The sequence below is a fragment of the Nocardioides jejuensis genome (assembly GCF_004337475.1).
GTDB lineage: Bacteria > Actinomycetota > Actinomycetes > Propionibacteriales > Nocardioidaceae > Nocardioides > Nocardioides jejuensis.
In genome coordinates this window covers 220,172-236,138 of sequence record NZ_SJZJ01000002.1, presented here as the reverse complement: position 1 = coordinate 236,138, position 15,967 = coordinate 220,172, and the positions used below count along the sequence as shown (strand labels likewise).

Genomic DNA, 15,967 nt, shown 5'->3' with positions numbered 1-15,967 from the left:
CCCGGCCGGGCGCAGCGCGCCTCCCTCTTCACTCCTCCGAGGGAGCATCCCTTGCATCTCCTGCTCGACAGCTTCTTCACGCTGACCATCACGGGTCTGGTGATGGGCTCGATCTACGCCCTCATCGCGCTGGGCTACACGATGGTCTACGGCGTGTTGCAGCTGATCAACTTCGCCCACTCCGAGGTCTTCATGTTCGGCACGTTCGCGTGTGCCTGGACGGTGATCGCCCTCGGCGGTGACGGCCAGACCGGAGCAGCCGCCGCGATCGGCATCCTGCTCCTGGGCTTCGTGGCCGCGGTGATCACCTCCGGAGGCGTGGCGCTGCTGCTCGAACGGCTCGCCTACCGGCCGCTCATCAAGCGCAAGTCGCCCAAGCTCGTCGCACTGATCTCCGCGATCGGCGCCTCGTTCGCGCTCTCCGAGCTGATGGGCCTGCGCGACAAGGTGGCCGACTGGTTCGGCCTGCGTGACTCGCTCGGCACCTATGTCGGTCGCCCGCGCGACGCGACGGTGCTCCCCAACGTCGTGCACGACCGTCCGCTCTTCCCGATCGGCGACTACGACGTCCGCATCGTCGACGTCGTCGTCGTCCTCTCGGCCATTGCGCTCATGATCGCCGCAGACCAGTTCGTACGCCGCTCGCGGCTCGGCGCTGGTATTCGCGCCGTCGCGCAGGATCCCGAGACCGCCGCCCTGATGGGCGTGAACGCGACCCGGGTCATCCAGACGACGTTCCTCGTCGGCGGCGTCCTGGCCGGAGCAGCCGCCACCCTGTTCATGGTCAAGACCGGTGTCACCAAGTTCAACATCGGCTTCCTGCTCGGTGTGAAGGCGTTCGTCGCAGCAGTGCTCGGTGGCATCGGCAACCTCCGCGGTGCCGTGCTCGGCGGCCTGATCCTCGGCATCGCCGAGAACTACTGCTCCGCCCTGATCGGCACCAAGTGGCAGGACGTGGTGGCGTTCGTCCTGCTCGTCGTCATCCTGATGTTCCGGCCGAGCGGCATCCTCGGTGAGTCCCTGGGAAGGGCACGCGCATGATCCGTGAACGCTTTGCCGCGCTTCCGCGGCCCGCCCGCTACGCGGTCGTCGTGCTGGTGACCCTTTTGGTCTACGCGCTGCCGCTGCTCAACCCGCCGCTGATCACGACGACGGGCTCCGACTTCGGTGGCGTGCTCTTCACCGTGGCCAGCTTCGTTCTCGTTGCTCTCGGTCTCAACGTCGTCGTCGGCTATGCGGGCCTGCTCGACCTCGGGTACGTCGGCTTCTACGCCGTCGGTGCGTACACGGTCGCGATCCTCACCTCGCTCCATGCGCACCTGTCCTGGCCGGTCGTCGTCCCGATCGCAGTCCTCGCGGCGGTGATCTCGGGCATCGTGCTCGGAGCGCCGACGCTGCGCGTGCGCGGCGACTACCTCGCGATCGTGACGCTCGGCTTCGGCGAGATCATCCGCATCGTCGCGGTGAACCTCGACTGGCTGGGTGCGGCTGCCGGTGTCTCGTCGATCCCGGAGCCGCCCTCGGTCGGGCTCTTCGACATTCCCCACGTGGCGTGGGAGGGCGGGCAGCCGCTGATCGATCTCGGCAACCAGACCCGCTTCTTCGAGTTCGGTGTCGTCGACGCCATTCCGTTCTACTGGCTGGCCCTGACGATGGTGCTGGTCATCCTCTGCGCAGACTCGCTTCTCAAGACCAGCCGCGTGGGTCGCGCGTGGGAGTCGACCCGCGAGGACGAGGACGTCGCCGAGCTCATGGGCGTCGCGACCTTCCGCTACAAGCTGCTCGCGTTCGCGATCGGTGCCGCAGTCGGAGGACTTTCCGGCGCGCTGTTCGCCACCCGTCAGGGCTTCGTCAGCCCTGATTCGTTCAAGCTGTTGTTGTCGATCCTCTTCCTCGCTGCCGTCGTGGTCGGTGGGCAGGGCAATCGTTGGGGCGTCGTCCTCGGTGCGATCCTGGTGGCCTACCTGCCGGAGCGTTTCCGGTTCTTCGACGACTGGCGCGTCTTCACCTTCGGTCTGGCGCTGATGGTGCTGGCGGTCTGGCGGCCGCAGGGCCTGCTGCCACCGCGACGTACGGTCCGCGCGCGGCAGCTGGCCGCCGAGATCGACTCGCTCGAGGAAGGAGCCGAGGCATGACCGACGCACTGCTCGCTGTCGAGCAGCTCACCCTGAAGTTCGGTGGGCTGGTCGCGCTCGACGACGTCAGCTTCGACATCAAGCCGGGGGAGATCCTCGGGCTGATCGGCCCCAACGGGGCCGGCAAGACGACCTGCTTCAACGCGATCACCGGCGTCTACGTACCGACCTCGGGACGGATCACCTTCAACGGCACGTCGCTCGCGCGGAAGAAGAAGCACCAGATCACCCGCCTCGGCATCGCCCGGACCTTCCAGAACATCCGCCTCTTCAAGGCGATGACCGCCCTGGAGAACGTCCTGGTCGGCACCGATGCGCACAAGCGCTCCGGCCTGCTCAACTCCCTCTTCCGTACGCCGATGCAGCGGCGCGAGGAGGACGAGTCGCACACGCGCGCGATGGAGCTGCTGCGCTTCATGGGCCTGGAGAAGAAGGCCGACGAGCTCGCTGCCAACCTCTCCTACGGCGACCAGCGCCGCCTCGAGATCGCCCGCGCGATGGCGACCAGTCCGCAGCTGATCTGCCTCGACGAGCCGGCCGCCGGCTTCAACCCCGCAGAGAAGAAGGTCCTGATGGACCTCATCAAGCGGGTCCGCGACCAGGGCTACACCGTGCTCCTGATCGAGCACGACATGAAGCTCGTGATGGGCGTGACCGACCGGATCGTCGTTCTCGAGTTCGGCCGCAAGATCGCCGAGGGCACCCCGGCGGAGATCCGTGACAACCCGGCCGTGATCGCGGCGTACCTGGGAGTGGAAGACGAAGATGCTTCTTGAGGTCGAAGGCCTGTCGGTCAACTACGGACACATCGAGGCGATCCGCGGAGTCAGCTTCGGGGTCGAGGAAGGCACGATCGCGACCCTGATCGGCGCCAACGGCGCGGGCAAGACCACCACGCTCAAGACCCTCTCGGGTCTGCGCAAGGTCCGCGAGGGCAAGGTCGTGTTCGACGGCACCGACATCACCAACCTCTCCCCGGAGAAGCGGGTCAAGCTCGGCATCAGCCAGTCGCCCGAGGGCCGTGGATGCTTCCCCGGCATGACCGTCCGCGAGAACCTCGACATGGGCGCGTACGTCCGCAAGGACCGACGGTCCAAGGCCTACGCCGAGGACCTCGACCGTGTCTTCACCCTCTTCCCGCGGCTCAAGGAGCGCGAGAAGCAGGTCGCTGGCAGCATGTCGGGCGGCGAGCAGCAGATGCTCGCGATGGGCCGCGCGCTCATGGCGCGTCCGCGCCTGGTCCTGCTCGACGAGCCGTCGATGGGCCTCGCGCCGAAGCTGATCCAGCAGATCTTCGCGATCATCACCGAGATCAACCAGCAGGGCACGACCGTCCTTCTCGTCGAGCAGAATGCCGCCCAGGCGCTCAAGCGGGCGCACACGGCCCACGTGCTCGAGACCGGGGAGATCGTCCGTTCGGGGACGGGCACGGAGCTCGCCGGTGACCCGGCGGTCAAGGCGGCGTACCTCGGCGGCGACGTCTGAGACCCGGCAGACAGCAGTTGATCCTGAGGCATAGGCTGCCTCTCGCATCGCCGACATCGGGGAGGTAGTCATGAGCCGTGCACCGTTCCAGATCCGCGCCGTGGAGGCGGACGACGCCGCCTCGCTCGGCGTGCTCTGGCACGCGGACAACCGGGTCGGCCAGCACGAGGCGCTGCGGCACGACATCCCGTCGACGATCCGCAAGGTCCTGGCCAGCATGCACGACCGGATCGTCGTCGCAGTCGTCGACGAGCGCATCGTCGGTGCGGCGTACCTCCGGCTCGGTCCGCTGATGCCGCTGACCAGCGATCAGGCTGTCTTCATCCACCTGCTCAAGGTCGACGAGGAGTTCCGTCGCCGGGGCGTCGCGCGCGGCCTGATGGAGGCCGCCGTCAGCTGGGCGGAGGAGCACGGCACGACCCACGTCGTCAGCGTCACCGGCGGCAACTCGCGCGACACCAACCGGTTCCTGGCCCGGCTCGGGCTCAGCCCGGCCGCGACCATCCGCGTCGCGCCGACGGCAGCGCTGCGGGCGAAGCTCCCGGTCGAGGTGCCGGCCCGCATCGGCGGGGCCGCCCCGGGCCAGCGCAACAACCTCGGTCAGGTGCTGGCCGCCCGGCGCGCCACGCGTCGTTCGCAGTCGGTCTAGCCCTTCGAGCCCATCGGCACCAGCGCGCAGGTGATCCGCGAGGTGCAGAGGCGCTTGCCCTCTTCGTTCGTGATGATCACCTCGTACGCCGCCGAGCTGCGCCCCAGGTGGATCGCGGTCGCGACGCCGGTGACCGTGCCGCTCATCGCGGAGCGGTGGTGGGTGGCATTGATGTCGACGCCGACCGCCATCTTGTCGGGGTAGGCGTGGATCGAGGAGCCGACCGAGCCGAGCGTCTCCGCGAGCACGACGGAGGCGCCGCCGTGCAGCAGGCCGAACGGCTGGGTGTTGCCCTCGACCGGCATCGTCGCGACGATCCGCTGTGCCGAGATCTCGACGAGCTCGATGCCCATCCGCTCGTTGAGGGCGCCCATGCCGGCGGGCAGGAGGGCCAGGTACTCGTCGATCGGCAGCCCCTCGAGGGTCGCCGGCATCTCACGCTTGGTCATGGCTCCATCCTGCCGGACGCCGTACAGCGACCTGTCGGCGCCGGTCGATAGAGTCACCGGGTGACTCGCCCCCGCCTGCTGCTGCTCGACGGACATTCGCTCGCCTACCGCGCCTTCTTCGCGCTCCCGGTGGACAACTTCGCCACCGCGACGGGGCAGCACACCAACGCTGTCTACGGCTTCACCTCGATGCTGGCCAACGTGCTGCGCGACGAGCAGCCGACGCACGTCGTGGTCGCCTTCGACCTGAGCCGCCAGACCTTCCGCATGGCGGAGTACAGCGAGTACAAAGCGAAGCGCAACAAGACGCCCGACGAGTTCAAGAGCCAGCTCCCGCTGATCCAGCGGATGCTCGACGCGCTGAGCATCAAGTGGCTGCACCACGAGGGTTACGAGGCCGACGACATCATCGCGACGCTGGCCACGGAGGCGACGGCCGAGGGCTTTGACGTCCTCATCCTGACCGGCGACCGCGACTCGCTCCAGCTTGTCTCGGACACCTCGACCGTCCTCTACCCGATGCGCGGCGTCTCCGACCTGGCCCGGATGACCCCGGCCGCCGTCGAGGAGAAGTACGGCGTGCCCCCGCAGCGCTACCCGGAGCTGGCCGCCCTCGTCGGAGAGCAGTCCGACAACCTGCCGGGTGTGCCCGGCGTGGGCCCGAAGACCGCTGCCAAGTGGATCGCCACCTACGACGGCCTCGACAACCTGATCACGCACGTCGACAAGGTGGGCGGCAAGGCGGGGGAGAGCCTGCGCGAGCACCTGACCGACGTCATCCGCAACCGCCGCCTCAACGCGCTGGTCTGCGACCTTCCGCTCGCGCTGAAGCCGGCCGACCTCGGGCGCGGCGAGTGGGACCGGACCACGGCGCTGGAGCTGCTCGACGAGCTCGAGTTCCGCGGCGAGCTCCGCACGCGCCTGCTCGATGTCGTCGGCGCCGCGGACGAGCCGGTCGCGGAGGACACCGGCTTCGCCCTCGAGGGGCGCAGCCTCGCCGCCGATGACGTGGCGGCCTTCCTCACCGACCTCGGCACCGACACCGTCGGCGTCCAGGTGCGCGGCACGTGGGGCTCGGGCACCGGCCGCGTCGACGGCATCGCGTTCGCGACGGCCGACGACCGCGCGGCGTACGTCGACGTGGCGACGCTGACGCCGGAGGCCGACGCGGCCCTCGGGGCCTGGCTCGCCGACGCATCGCGTCCGAAGGTGCTCCACGACTCGAAGGGCCCGGGCAACGCGCTCGCCGCGCAGGGCTGGGACCTCGCAGGAGTCGCCACCGACACCGCCGTCGCGGCGTACCTCGTCCAGCCGGACCAGCGCTCGTACAACCTCGACGACCTGACGCTGCGCTACCTCAAGCGCGAGCTGCGGCAGGAGGAGAAGGCCGAGCAGGAGGGCCTCTTCGACACGGCTGACGTCACCGGTGGCGACGACGCTGCCACCCTGCTCATGCTGCAGGCGCGCGCCGTGCTCGACCTCGCGGGCGTCCTCAGCGAGGAGGTCGAGGACCATGGCGCGACGCGGCTCATGGCCGACGTCGAGCTGCCCCTGATCGGCAACCTGGCCTCGATGGAGCGCACGGGCATTGCCGTCGACGTCGCCTACCTCGAGGGCCTGGAGGCGGACTTCGCGGGCGAGGTGCGCGCGGCGATGGACGACGCCTTCGCGGTGATCGGCAAGGAGATCAACCTCGGCTCGCCCAAGCAACTGCAGGTGGTCCTCTTCGACGAGCTCGGCATGCCGAAGACGAAGAAGACCAAGACCGGCTGGACCACCGACGCCGACGCCCTCCAGGGCCTCTTCGAGAAGACCGAGCACCCGTTCCTGCTGCACCTCCTGCGCCACCGTGACGTGACGCGCCTGCGGCAGACCGTCGAGGGCCTGCTCAAGACGGTGCAGCCCGACGGCCGCATCCACACGACGTTCAACCAGCTCATCGCGGCGACCGGCCGGCTCAGCTCGACCGAGCCCAACCTGCAGAACATCCCGGTGCGCACCGAGTCGGGGCGCCGGATTCGCGAGGCGTTCGTCGTGGGCGACGGCTTCGAGACGCTGATGACGGCTGACTACAGCCAGATCGAGATGCGGATCATGGCGCACCTCTCCGGCGACGAGCTGCTGATCGAGGCGTTCCGCTCGGGTCAGGACTTCCACGCGATCACGGCGTCCAAGGTGTTCGACACCCCGATCGACGCGATCACCGTCGAGCAGCGCGCCAAGATCAAGGCGATGAACTACGGCCTCGCCTACGGCTTGTCAGCCTTCGGCCTGAGCCAGCAGCTGAAGATCACGCCTGGTGACGCCAGTGTCCTGATGGACGAGTACTTCGAGACCTTCGGTGGCATCCGCGACTACCTCGGCGGCGTCGTCGAGGAGGCCCGCCGCAGCGGCTACACGGAGACGATCATGGGTCGTCGCCGCTACCTGCCGGACCTGACCAGCGACAACCGCCAGCGTCGCGAGATGGCCGAGCGGATGGCGCTCAACGCACCGATCCAGGGCTCCGCCGCCGACCTGATCAAGGTCGCGATGCTCGACGTGGACCGGGCGATCGCCGACGCCGGCCTGCAGAGCCGCATGCTGCTCCAGGTGCACGACGAGCTCGTCTTCGAGGTCGCGCCGGGGGAGACCGATGCCCTCACGACGCTCGTGCGCGAGCGGATGGGTGGAGCCGCCGACCTGACGGTGCCGCTCGACGTGTCCGTGGGCACCGGTCGTTCGTGGCACGAAGCCGCGCACTGATCGAGGCGTTCGGCAGCGGGCTGGAAAGGCTCTCCGTAGGGTCGGTGGCAGCGCCGCGCACGAGCGCGTGGCGAGCCACCAGGAGGTACGCATGATCGTCACCCGTCTCGCCGCAGTCGCCACCAGCATCCTGCTCGCCAGCGGCCTCACCGCTTGCGGAGGTCCGACGGCCAAGAGCATCGCCAGCGAGTCATGCGACCTGGTGAAGAGCGTCGACATTGAGAAGCTCATGAAGGACGCGGTGGATCAGGCGATGAGCGGCGACACCACCGTCCCGCCGCAGCTCGCCGAACTGGAGAAGAAGGGCAAGGCGCTCGAGAAGAAGGCGAAGGATGCCGGGATCTCCGAGTCCGACGTCGAGAAGGCGATGAAGGACGAGTGCGGCGACGAGCTGAAGAAGTTCGAGGACCTCGGGTCGGCCGAGGGCTGAGGAAGGGCGGGCCCGGCGTTGGCGCGACTCAGGCGGCAGCGGGCACGGGCTCGTCGACGACGATCGGCGCCGGCTGCTCGACGAGCCAGTAGCTCAGCGCCGTCAGGGCGACGAAGAGCGCGGTGTCGGCACCGATCACCACGGCCAGCAGGCCGGCGAGGGACGTCGTGGTGAGGCCGAGCGCGACCATGCCGGCCAGCGCCACCCACACCAGCAGCACCGAGTAGCGACCCTGGCGCGCGATGACGGCGTAGACCAGCAGCTGCAGCATCGACAGCAGGGTGCCCAGCAGCGCGAACATCCACAGCTTGTTCTCGATGGCGGCGTACTCGCCACCGCCGACGAAGACCATCGCGAAGCCGGGGAGCAGCAGCGAGCCGAGGATCGCGCCGACGCCCAGGGCGAGGACCGCCAGCAGGCTCTTCGTCAGCGCACGGCGGCGCTCGCTGGCCGTCGACATGTTGGGGAACGCCACCACGACGACGAACTGCGGCAGGAAGAGCACGGCCTTGGTGAGGATCAGGCCTCCGGCGTACAGACCGGCGGAGTGGTCGTCGAGGACGTTGCGGGCGATCAGGATGTCGAGGTTCGACAGTGCGAAGAACGCGAGGAGCGCCTGCGAGTTGTGCAGCGTCTCGCGGAGGACGGCGCGGGCCCCGTGCTCCGGCAGCAGTACGCCGGGCGAGCGGGTGTGGCGCAGCGTCCACCAGCCGCAGACGACTGGCACGACCTGGCCGAGCGCGACGCCGATGATCGCGGTCAGCTCGTCGGGCCGCCAGGCCATCAGGGCGACGCCGATCAGCAGGCGGGGGAGGCCGTTGGCGATGTAGACGACCGCGAGCGGGTACCAGCGTCGTTCGCCCTGGAGGATGCCGAGCTGGCCACCCAGCATCGTCATCGGCACGGCGGTGAGCGCCATGATGATCGCGGTCGGGAGGCTGTCGAGCCGCAGCACCGTGTTGACGGCGGGTGCCAGCGCCAGCATCAGCGCACCGAGGACGAGCGAGGCACGCCAGCTCAGGCGCAGGATGCCGTGCTCGATCTGCGCGACGTGGTCCGGTGCGGCGGAGATCCGCCGGGCTGCCGTCGCCTGCAGGCCGAGCTGCAGGACCGAGACCACCAGCAGGGTGTTCATCATCGCGACGAGGGCGCCGTATGCGCCCGGGCCGAGCATGCGGGCCGCGATCATCGTGAAGCCGTACGTCGCGATGCTCATGACCGCCATGGCGACTGCGATGGAGCTGCCGCTGCGGAGCGCGCGGTTGATGGCAGTCTGCAAGCGGTTCACGTCAACGAGTTTCGCACGCGGTCGATGACGGGATCGTGAACGGACACAAGACCCTGCATGGCGCAGATGTGTTGTGTGGGTCACATGCGGGATACGCTGGTCCTGGCGCTGTCATGGGGCAACGGCGAGCGCTGCGGGTTGGGAGGCCCGCTTGGAGGGAAGGGCGCCGTTCAGCGCGCCCGAGAAGGGACGCCCCACATGCGCGTCAACCTGTTGTCAGGACTGCTGCTCACCGTCGCAGCCGTCCTCGTCGCCGGCCCGGGAGCCGCACTCGACTCCGGTCTCGGTGCCGTCGCACTCGCTGGCCTCGGAGCAGGAGCAGTCCTCGGACTCGTGCCCGACCACGGTCTGCCGGCACGTCTGGCCGGCTTCACGATCGGCCTGGTCCTGAGCTGGGCTGCGTACGCCGCCCGCGCGGCCCTGCTGCCTGACTCGACGTCGGGCCGGGTGGTCGCCATCGCACTGGTCGTCGCTCTCGCGACGGTCGCCGTGAGCGTGCTGCGGCTGCCGCTCTGGCCGGCACTTCTCGGCGCAGCGACGCTCGCCGGGACCTACGAAGCGGCGTACACCGACGCTCCGTCCCAAGTCGCCACGACCTCGATGAACGCCGTGACCGCGCTTCTCGTCCCGCTCGTGCTCGGCGTGCTCGCTGCGGTCGCCGGCGGTGTCCTCGAGACCCTCGCCGGCCGCGCGTCGGCGGCGTCCAAGGCGCACACGGAGGTGACCCGGTGAAGCGCCTGACTGCGCTCCTCGGCGCCACTGCCGCGCTGGCGCTCGGCGCCTCGGCCCCCGTGGCCGCCGCGCCGCACCTGGCCGCGCGGGACTCCGGCCATGCCGACATCGTCGACACCGAGACCGTCCAGGCCTACGCGGACGCGACCGGCAACGTCGACACCCAGCGGGTCTACGAGCAGCTCGTGCTCCGCGGCTCCGGCACCGTGACCGTGACCAACCCGGTGAGCACGAAGGGGCTCCGCAACCTCGACGGCTTCGGTGGGTTTGCCGTCCGCGACGGCAACCAGATCGCGACGTACGACCTCGACAAGGCGGGCGGCACGGTCCGCGAGCGGACGGTCAGCGACCACACCGCGAAGATGCCGCTCAAGGTCTCCGTCCGCTACCTGCTCGACGGCAAGGAGGTCCAGCCCGGCGACGTCGTCGGCGCCTCGGGCCACCTGGAGGTCGAGTACACCGTGGAGAACACCACGGCGCGGACCCAGTCCGTGCAGATCCCTGACGGCAAGGGCGGTACGACGACCCGCGATGTCCCCGTCGCGGTCCCGTTCGCGGGCTCGCTGGAGACGACGCTGCCGGAGCAGTTCAGCGACGTGACCTCCGAGCGGGCGAACCTCGCCGGCGACGGCCACGGTGGCACCAAGGTGAACTTCACGCTGACCCTCTTCCCGCCCATCGGCTCGACGACCACTCAGCTTCGCTGGGAGGCCGATGTCACCGATGGCGTCGTGCCGGATGCCGAGCTGATCGCGCTGCCGGTGAACCCGATGGAGACGACCCCCTTCGCCACTGCTGCGGACGGCTACGCGGACGGTGCGAAGCGGGGCAACGAGCTCGGCGCCGGTGCGCGCGAGATGGATGCCAACCTGCTCAAGCTCCGTGACGGAGCCCAGGACCTGCTCGGTGGCCTCGTGCAGCTGCACGACGGCGCAGACACGCTCAGTGCTGGCCTGAAGAACGATGCCCTGCCCGGTGCACGCAAGCTCGCCGACGGCTCGGCCGCGCTCGACGCCGGACTGGCGAAGATCGACAGCGGGTCGGGTCGCCTCGCCGCGGGAGCGACCAAGCTGAGCAACGGCACGCACGATGCGGCGAAGGGTTCCACGGACCTGCGCAACGGGCTGGCCCGGATCAGCGACGGCCTCGGCAAGCTGGCCGACGTCGACGGACTGCCGGCTGCGGCCGAGGGTGCGAAGGCGCTCAAGGCCGGCGTCGACCAGGTCCTGGCCGGATTCGGTGCGGTGGGCCAGACGGGCACCCTGCTCGACGGGCTGTCCCGCCTCGAGACCGGTCTGGGCCAGCTCGCGGGCGGGCTCCAGCAGCTCAATGGCGGTCTGGGTCAGGCCAAGGGTGGCGTCGACCAGTCCAAGGGCGGCGTCGACCAGGTCAGGGCAGGGCTCAGCTCCGCCGTCGACGCGGGCGGATCCATCGACCAGCTCCTCGGTGGCCTGCAGGCGCTCCTCGGCCTCGACTGTGGTCCGATCTGCCAGGGCGTGGTGACGACGAAGCTCGTCCCCAGCGTGCAGCAGAGCAAGACCCAGCTGACCGCCGCGCGTGACGGTCTCGGGCAGGTCTCCACGGGCCTGGGCCAGGTCTCCGGAGGTCTCGGCCAGGCGATCGGTGGGCTGCAGACGCAGCTCATCCCGGGCGCCCAGCAGGCCGCCGACGGAGCCACCAAGGCCAACGCCGGTGCCAAGCAGCTCGCGGGTGGCATCACCGCGATCCGCGCCGGCCTGGTCGACCTCGAGTCGGGCCTGACCGACGCCGTCGCCGGCGTCCTCGCACTCGACGACGGTGCTGGGACGGCGTACGCCGGGGCGGGCAAGCTCAGCGCCGGCCTCGGGCTGCTGGACGACGGCGCGGGCACGCTCGCGTCGAAGACGGGCGAGCTCGCCGCCGGAGCGGGCGAGGCGCACGCCGGCTCGACCAAGGTCGCGGGCGGCAACAAGGAGCTCGCGGACGGCCTGAGCGAGGCAGCCGACGGATCGGGCCAGCTGGCTGACGGCATGGCCAAGGCCGCCGGGGGAGCTCCGCAGATCGTCGACGGCGCCGGGCGCCTCTCCACCGAGGGCGCGAAGGTCATCGCCGGCAAGGGCGAGCAGGCGGCCCAGGACTACGGCGAGCTCGTCGCGGTCATGAAGGCCGGCGGTGCTCGTGCGGACGCCGAGAAGATGGCCTACGGAGCGCCGAAGGGTGCGGTCGGCCTCACGGCGTACGACGTCATCCTGCAGGGCGAGGACGGCGCCTCGGCGCGCAACCTCACCCGCGGACTGATCGGCGGTGGGCTGCTCGCGGCGACCGCTGGCACGGTGCTGCTGAGGCGCCGCCTGGTCTGACCGCGTCCTCCCGCGTGGTCCGGCGGGGGCCGCGGGTGGATCAGGTGGTGGCGACGAAGATCGCTGTGCCGGGGGTGTACTTGCCCCGGATGTGCGACCAGCCGCCCCAGATCCGCTCGTGGCCCTCGGGCCACTCCGGCTCCTCGAGACGCGTGATCCGCAGGCCCGCGCCCGCGAGGATCGCGACCCAGTCGCCGAGGGTGCGGTGGTGCTCGACGTACGACACCACGCCGGTCTCGTCGTCGACCTCCACGTACGGCGTGCGGTCCCAGTAGGACTGCGAGGCGACCAGGCCCTCCTCGGACGGGTCGTCGGGGAACATCCAGCGTGTCGGGTGCGTGATCGAGAAGGCGAAGATCCCGCCCGGTCGCAGGACGCGGCGCGCCTCGGCCACCGCGTGCTCGATGTCGTTGACGAACTGCAGCGCCCCGAACGCCGAGAACACGATGTCGAACGCCGCATCGGCGAACGGCAGATCGGTGCCCGTGCCCTGCACGACCGGGACCGCGAAGCCGCTCTGGTCGTCGATCCGCAGCGAGTGCTGGAGCTGGCGATGGCTCAGGTCGAGGCCGATCGCCCGGGCGCCCTGGGAGACCAGCCACCGTGAGCACTGACCGGCGCCGCTGCCGACCTCGAGCACGTCCTTGCCGGCGAGATCGGGTCCGAGGATCCGCAGCTGCTCCTCGGTCCAGCCCTCGGGGCCCCAGAGGAAGCCGACGTCGCCGAGGTACTCACCGTGGGTGGCCTGGTACTCGTCGGCGTAGTTGTCCCAGTCGGGACCGTTGGCGCGACGGGACTCCTGCTCGGAGACCGGTCGACGCTCGACGCGGACCGGTCGGTGGGGCTGCTGCTCCATGGCGCTGGAGCCTAGCGGGAGGGCAGTTCTCCCCATTCCGCTCCTGCCCGTTCGACCCGAGGGTTGGTCTCACCAAGCAACGACCGAACCTCATGAACGGGAGAGACCCATGCACCGCATCCGGACCCTGGCTGTGACCGCCTCCGTGGCCACCGTCGCTTCGCTCTTCGCCGCCACCGCGGCTCCTGCCCAGGCCGCGACGGCGCGCAACGGCGTGTGCGAGACGGGCGAGTTCTGCTACTCGTACAACAGCGACTTCGCCGGCTCGGTCTCCGACCACGGCGCCACTCTCGGTGACTACGGCACGACGACGCCGTCCTGCTACACGTTCAAGACCGCTGGCAAGGCCGGCTACGGCCAGTGCATCAAGAACAACGCGGCGTCGGTCTGGAACCGCACCTCGCAGACGATCCGGGTCTACTACAACAGCAACTACTCCGGGTCGTACGTCGACGTCGCCTCGGGCGCGAAGAAGAACCTCGCCGGCACGGCGCTCTACAACCAGAACGCCTCGCACGGTCCGAAGCCCGCGACGACCGGGACGTCGTACCCCGCGACCAACAACTACCCCTACAAGGGTGCGACGTCGGGCGTCGACCCGTGGAACTTCTACAAGGGCCAGTGCACCAGCTGGGCCGCCTGGGCCGTGCGTGACCGCCTCGGCGTCGCGTTCAGCAACTCCTACAAGGGTCAGCACTGGGGCAACGCCAACCACTGGGACGACGCCGCCCGCGCGGCCGGCGTACCGGTCTACAGCACCCCGAAGGCCGGTGACGTCGCGGTCCGCAACTCCGGCACCTACGGCCACGTGGCCTTCGTCCGCGCGGTCAACTCCGACGGTTCGTTCGTGATCGAGGAGTACAACCACGTCTCCCCGAACACCTACAGCACCCGCCGTACGACGAGGGGTGAGGGCGCCGACCAGTTCAGCGCGTTCATCCGGCTGAAGTGATCGCCATGATGCTCTCGGCACGACGCATCGCCGGCTCCGTGGCGGCTGCCACCCTGACCCTCGGCACCGTTGCCGGCCTGGGGGCAGTCGCCCCCGCGGCCGATGCCGCCGTCTCCAGCGTCACGGGCGTCGACGTCAGCGCGAGCCAGCACCCCAACGGCGCGGCCATCAACTGGGCCAGTGTCGCGACAACGGAGAAGTTCGCGATCGTGAAGGCGACCGAGGGGATGTCCGGCAACTACGACAACCCGTGGTTCGCCCGCGACTTCGACGGCGCGAAGGCGGCCGGCCTGGTCGTCGGCACCTACCACTTCGCCGACCCGGGCCTCCCGGCGACGGACGACGCGGTGGGGGAGGCGCGGCACTACTACGCGGTGGTGAAGAGCCGTCAGGGTGCCGGCGTTCTCCCTCCGGCGCTCGACATCGAGGAGGCGCAGGGGCTGACCCCCGCGCAGCTCCGGACCTGGGTCAGCTCCTTCCTCGCCGAGTCGAAGCGGCTCTTCGGTCGTACGCCGATCGTGTACACCGGCCCGGCGTTCTGGGACTCCGCGGTGGCGTCAACGAGCTTCGGCGGCAACCCGCTGTGGATCGCGCACTACACGACTGCGACCAGCCCCCGGCTGCCGAGCGGCTGGAGCAGCTGGAAGATGTGGCAGTACACCTCGAAGGCCTCGGTCTCCGGCATCGGCCACGTCGTCGACCGCAACTACTTCAACGGGACGCTGGCCCAGCTGAAGGCGTTCGCGGGTGGCACCGCGACGACTCCTGCGCCGACGCGCAACGGCGTCTGCGAGGCGGGCGAGTTCTGCTACTACTACAACAGCTTCGAGGCCGGGTCGCTCTCCGACCATGCACCCTCGCAGGCTGACTACGGCGCGACCCAGCCGGGTTGCTACGAGTTCAAGTCGGCCGGCAACGGCCAGGGCGTCTGTGTGAAGAACCACGCTGCCTCGGTCTGGAACCGCACGGGCAAGACCGTCCGGGTCTACTTCAACTCCAGCTACGGCGGTACGTCGCAGGCCGTCGCGGCCGGCACCAAGGCGAACCTCGTGACCGCGCTGAAGAACCAGAACGCCTCGCACCGCACGGTCTGACCGGCCACCTGCCACGACAACGGACCCCGACACGCTGACCCATTGGCGAGTCGGGGTCCGTTGTCGTGGCAGCCGGCCGCACAAGCCCGGCCGCACGCACTCTGGGAGGATCGCCGGGTGGATCCCTTCGCTGCCGACCTCGGCCCGCTCCCGGGCGGACGCTCGGGCCAGTCGTTCCTCGCGACGGCAGGGGACGAGGTCAGCGTCGTACGCCTGTGGGCGGAGCCCGACCGGCGCGGCGCGGAGGGCTACGCGATCGAGGTTGCGCTGCTGACCCTGCTGCGCGGGATCGTCCCGGTCCCCGAGGTCCGGGAGGTACGCCGCCCGGTCGGCGACATGCCCGCCCTCGTCGTGACGACCTTCCTGCCCGGCGAGCGCCTGGACGTCCTGCTGCAGGACCTCGACGACGACGGGCAGCGCCGCGTCGGAGACGGACTGGGCCGTGTGCTTGCGCGTCTGGCCGGTGTCGCGATGCTCCGCGGCGGCGAGTTCCGTGACGGCGAGCTCGCGATCGAGCCGTTCCCGCCGGGGGAGCGGACCGCGGGTCGCGCCGTCCTCGTGCACGGCGAGCTGACCGCCGCGCGGGTCCTCGTGGATCCCGTCTCCCTGGGCGTGACCGGCATCCTCGACTGGGAGGCGGCCCACGCCGGGGCGCCGGGCGATGACCTCGCCACGGTGCTCGAATGGGCGCCGTCGCCGCTCGCCGACGCCGCCCGCGCGGCGTACGAGAGCGTCTGGGCATAGGCCCCGGTTGGACCTCTGTCGTCGCCCGCGCGTACTCTTACCGTTGCACCAGTTGTCTGCCCGAGTCCC

At 69.9% G+C, this 15,967-nt stretch carries 15 protein-coding genes; 12 read left to right on the top strand and 3 right to left on the bottom strand.

Going from position 1 to position 15,967, the window contains the following annotated elements:
• From EPD65_RS02595 to EPD65_RS02575, 5 genes are all read left to right on the top strand, one after another.
• On the top strand, window positions 1–1,041 hold a 1,041-nt coding region (locus EPD65_RS02595; RefSeq protein WP_341539052.1), incomplete at its 5' end, for a branched-chain amino acid ABC transporter permease.
• The gene (locus EPD65_RS02590) at window positions 1,038–2,135 is read left to right on the top strand and encodes a branched-chain amino acid ABC transporter permease (protein WP_131581591.1); all 1,098 of its coding nucleotides are present in this window, start codon (window positions 1,038–1,040) and stop codon (window positions 2,133–2,135) included. The genes EPD65_RS02595 and EPD65_RS02590, both read left to right, overlap by 4 nt.
• Window positions 2,132–2,911 carry an ABC transporter ATP-binding protein gene (locus EPD65_RS02585; RefSeq protein WP_131581590.1) on the top strand — a complete coding sequence of 260 codons (780 nt, stop codon included), beginning with the start codon at window positions 2,132–2,134 and terminating at the stop codon, window positions 2,909–2,911. Before EPD65_RS02590 ends, EPD65_RS02585 begins: the two co-directional genes overlap by 4 nt.
• On the top strand, window positions 2,901–3,620 hold the full coding sequence (locus tag EPD65_RS02580; RefSeq protein WP_131581589.1) for an ABC transporter ATP-binding protein: 720 nt from the start codon (window positions 2,901–2,903) through the stop codon (window positions 3,618–3,620). Before EPD65_RS02585 ends, EPD65_RS02580 begins: the two co-directional genes overlap by 11 nt.
• 70 nt (window positions 3,621–3,690) lie before the next feature.
• Entirely contained in the window at window positions 3,691–4,269 is a 579-nt protein-coding gene (locus EPD65_RS02575) for a GNAT family N-acetyltransferase (RefSeq protein ID WP_131581588.1), read from the top strand.
• On the opposite strand, the gene EPD65_RS02570 is transcribed toward EPD65_RS02575, so the two are convergent.
• Window positions 4,266–4,718 carry a hotdog fold thioesterase gene (locus EPD65_RS02570; RefSeq protein ID WP_131581587.1) on the bottom strand — a complete coding sequence of 151 codons (453 nt, stop codon included), beginning with the start codon at window positions 4,716–4,718 and terminating at the stop codon, window positions 4,266–4,268. The genes EPD65_RS02575 and EPD65_RS02570 overlap by 4 nt on opposite strands.
• Window positions 4,719–4,778: 60 nt before the next feature.
• On the opposite strand from EPD65_RS02570, the gene polA reads away from it, so the two are divergent.
• Together polA and EPD65_RS02560 are read left to right on the top strand one after the other, a co-directional pair.
• Window positions 4,779–7,463: a DNA polymerase I gene (gene polA / locus EPD65_RS02565; protein WP_131581586.1), complete on the top strand. Its 2,685-nt coding sequence runs from the start codon at window positions 4,779–4,781 to the stop codon at window positions 7,461–7,463.
• Between the two features lie 91 nt (window positions 7,464–7,554).
• Window positions 7,555–7,893: a hypothetical protein gene (locus tag EPD65_RS02560; RefSeq protein ID WP_131581585.1), complete on the top strand. Its 339-nt coding sequence runs from the start codon at window positions 7,555–7,557 to the stop codon at window positions 7,891–7,893.
• Between the two features lie 28 nt (window positions 7,894–7,921).
• Here EPD65_RS02560 and EPD65_RS02555 read toward each other — a convergent pair whose 3' ends face one another.
• A complete protein-coding gene (locus EPD65_RS02555) occupies window positions 7,922–9,181 on the bottom strand; it encodes a lipopolysaccharide biosynthesis protein (RefSeq protein ID WP_243640400.1) in 1,260 nt (419 codons plus the stop codon).
• Window positions 9,182–9,379: 198 nt separating this feature from the next.
• Between EPD65_RS02555 and EPD65_RS02550 the strand changes: the two genes are divergently transcribed.
• On the top strand, window positions 9,380–9,913 hold the full coding sequence (locus tag EPD65_RS02550) for a hypothetical protein (protein WP_131581584.1): 534 nt from the start codon (window positions 9,380–9,382) through the stop codon (window positions 9,911–9,913).
• Window positions 9,910–12,252 carry a hypothetical protein gene (locus EPD65_RS02545; RefSeq protein WP_131581583.1) on the top strand — a complete coding sequence of 781 codons (2,343 nt, stop codon included), beginning with the start codon at window positions 9,910–9,912 and terminating at the stop codon, window positions 12,250–12,252. Before EPD65_RS02550 ends, EPD65_RS02545 begins: the two co-directional genes overlap by 4 nt.
• 40 nt (window positions 12,253–12,292) lie before the next feature.
• Here EPD65_RS02545 and EPD65_RS02540 read toward each other — a convergent pair whose 3' ends face one another.
• Window positions 12,293–13,108 (bottom strand): class I SAM-dependent methyltransferase, encoded by an 816-nt coding sequence (locus EPD65_RS02540; RefSeq protein ID WP_131581582.1) that lies wholly within the window; start codon window positions 13,106–13,108, stop codon window positions 12,293–12,295.
• A 109-nt stretch (window positions 13,109–13,217) separates the two neighbouring features.
• Here EPD65_RS02540 and EPD65_RS02535 point away from each other — a divergent pair, with 109 nt between their 5' ends.
• The 3 genes from EPD65_RS02535 (at window position 13,218) to EPD65_RS02525 (ending at window position 15,898) form a co-directional block, all read left to right on the top strand.
• Window positions 13,218–14,060, top strand: coding sequence for a CHAP domain-containing protein (locus EPD65_RS02535; RefSeq protein WP_131581581.1), 843 nt, complete (start codon window positions 13,218–13,220; stop codon window positions 14,058–14,060).
• A 5-nt stretch (window positions 14,061–14,065) separates the two neighbouring features.
• Entirely contained in the window at window positions 14,066–15,154 is a 1,089-nt protein-coding gene (locus tag EPD65_RS16155; RefSeq protein ID WP_165872854.1) for a GH25 family lysozyme, read from the top strand.
• Window positions 15,155–15,271: 117 nt separating this feature from the next.
• Window positions 15,272–15,898 (top strand): phosphotransferase family protein, encoded by a 627-nt coding sequence (locus EPD65_RS02525; RefSeq protein ID WP_131581580.1) that lies wholly within the window; start codon window positions 15,272–15,274, stop codon window positions 15,896–15,898.
• Window positions 15,899–15,967: the final 69 nt, after the last annotated feature.

Excerpts from the sequence above, each read along its gene's own strand:
- EPD65_RS02590 (WP_131581591.1), top strand. The coding sequence starts at position 1,038 with ATGATCCGTGAACGCTTTGCCGCGCTTCCGCGGCCCGCCCGCTACGCG.
- EPD65_RS02585 (WP_131581590.1), top strand. The coding sequence starts at position 2,132 with ATGACCGACGCACTGCTCGCTGTCGAGCAGCTCACCCTGAAGTTCGGT.
- EPD65_RS02580 (WP_131581589.1), top strand. The coding sequence starts at position 2,901 with ATGCTTCTTGAGGTCGAAGGCCTGTCGGTCAACTACGGACACATCGAG.
- EPD65_RS02575 (WP_131581588.1), top strand. The coding sequence starts at position 3,691 with ATGAGCCGTGCACCGTTCCAGATCCGCGCCGTGGAGGCGGACGACGCC.
- EPD65_RS02570 (WP_131581587.1), bottom strand. The coding sequence starts at position 4,718 with ATGACCAAGCGTGAGATGCCGGCGACCCTCGAGGGGCTGCCGATCGAC.
- EPD65_RS02560 (WP_131581585.1), top strand. The coding sequence starts at position 7,555 with ATGATCGTCACCCGTCTCGCCGCAGTCGCCACCAGCATCCTGCTCGCC.
- EPD65_RS02550 (WP_131581584.1), top strand. The coding sequence starts at position 9,380 with ATGCGCGTCAACCTGTTGTCAGGACTGCTGCTCACCGTCGCAGCCGTC.
- EPD65_RS02540 (WP_131581582.1), bottom strand. The coding sequence starts at position 13,108 with ATGGAGCAGCAGCCCCACCGACCGGTCCGCGTCGAGCGTCGACCGGTC.
- EPD65_RS02535 (WP_131581581.1), top strand. The coding sequence starts at position 13,218 with ATGCACCGCATCCGGACCCTGGCTGTGACCGCCTCCGTGGCCACCGTC.
- EPD65_RS16155 (WP_165872854.1), top strand. The coding sequence starts at position 14,066 with ATGATGCTCTCGGCACGACGCATCGCCGGCTCCGTGGCGGCTGCCACC.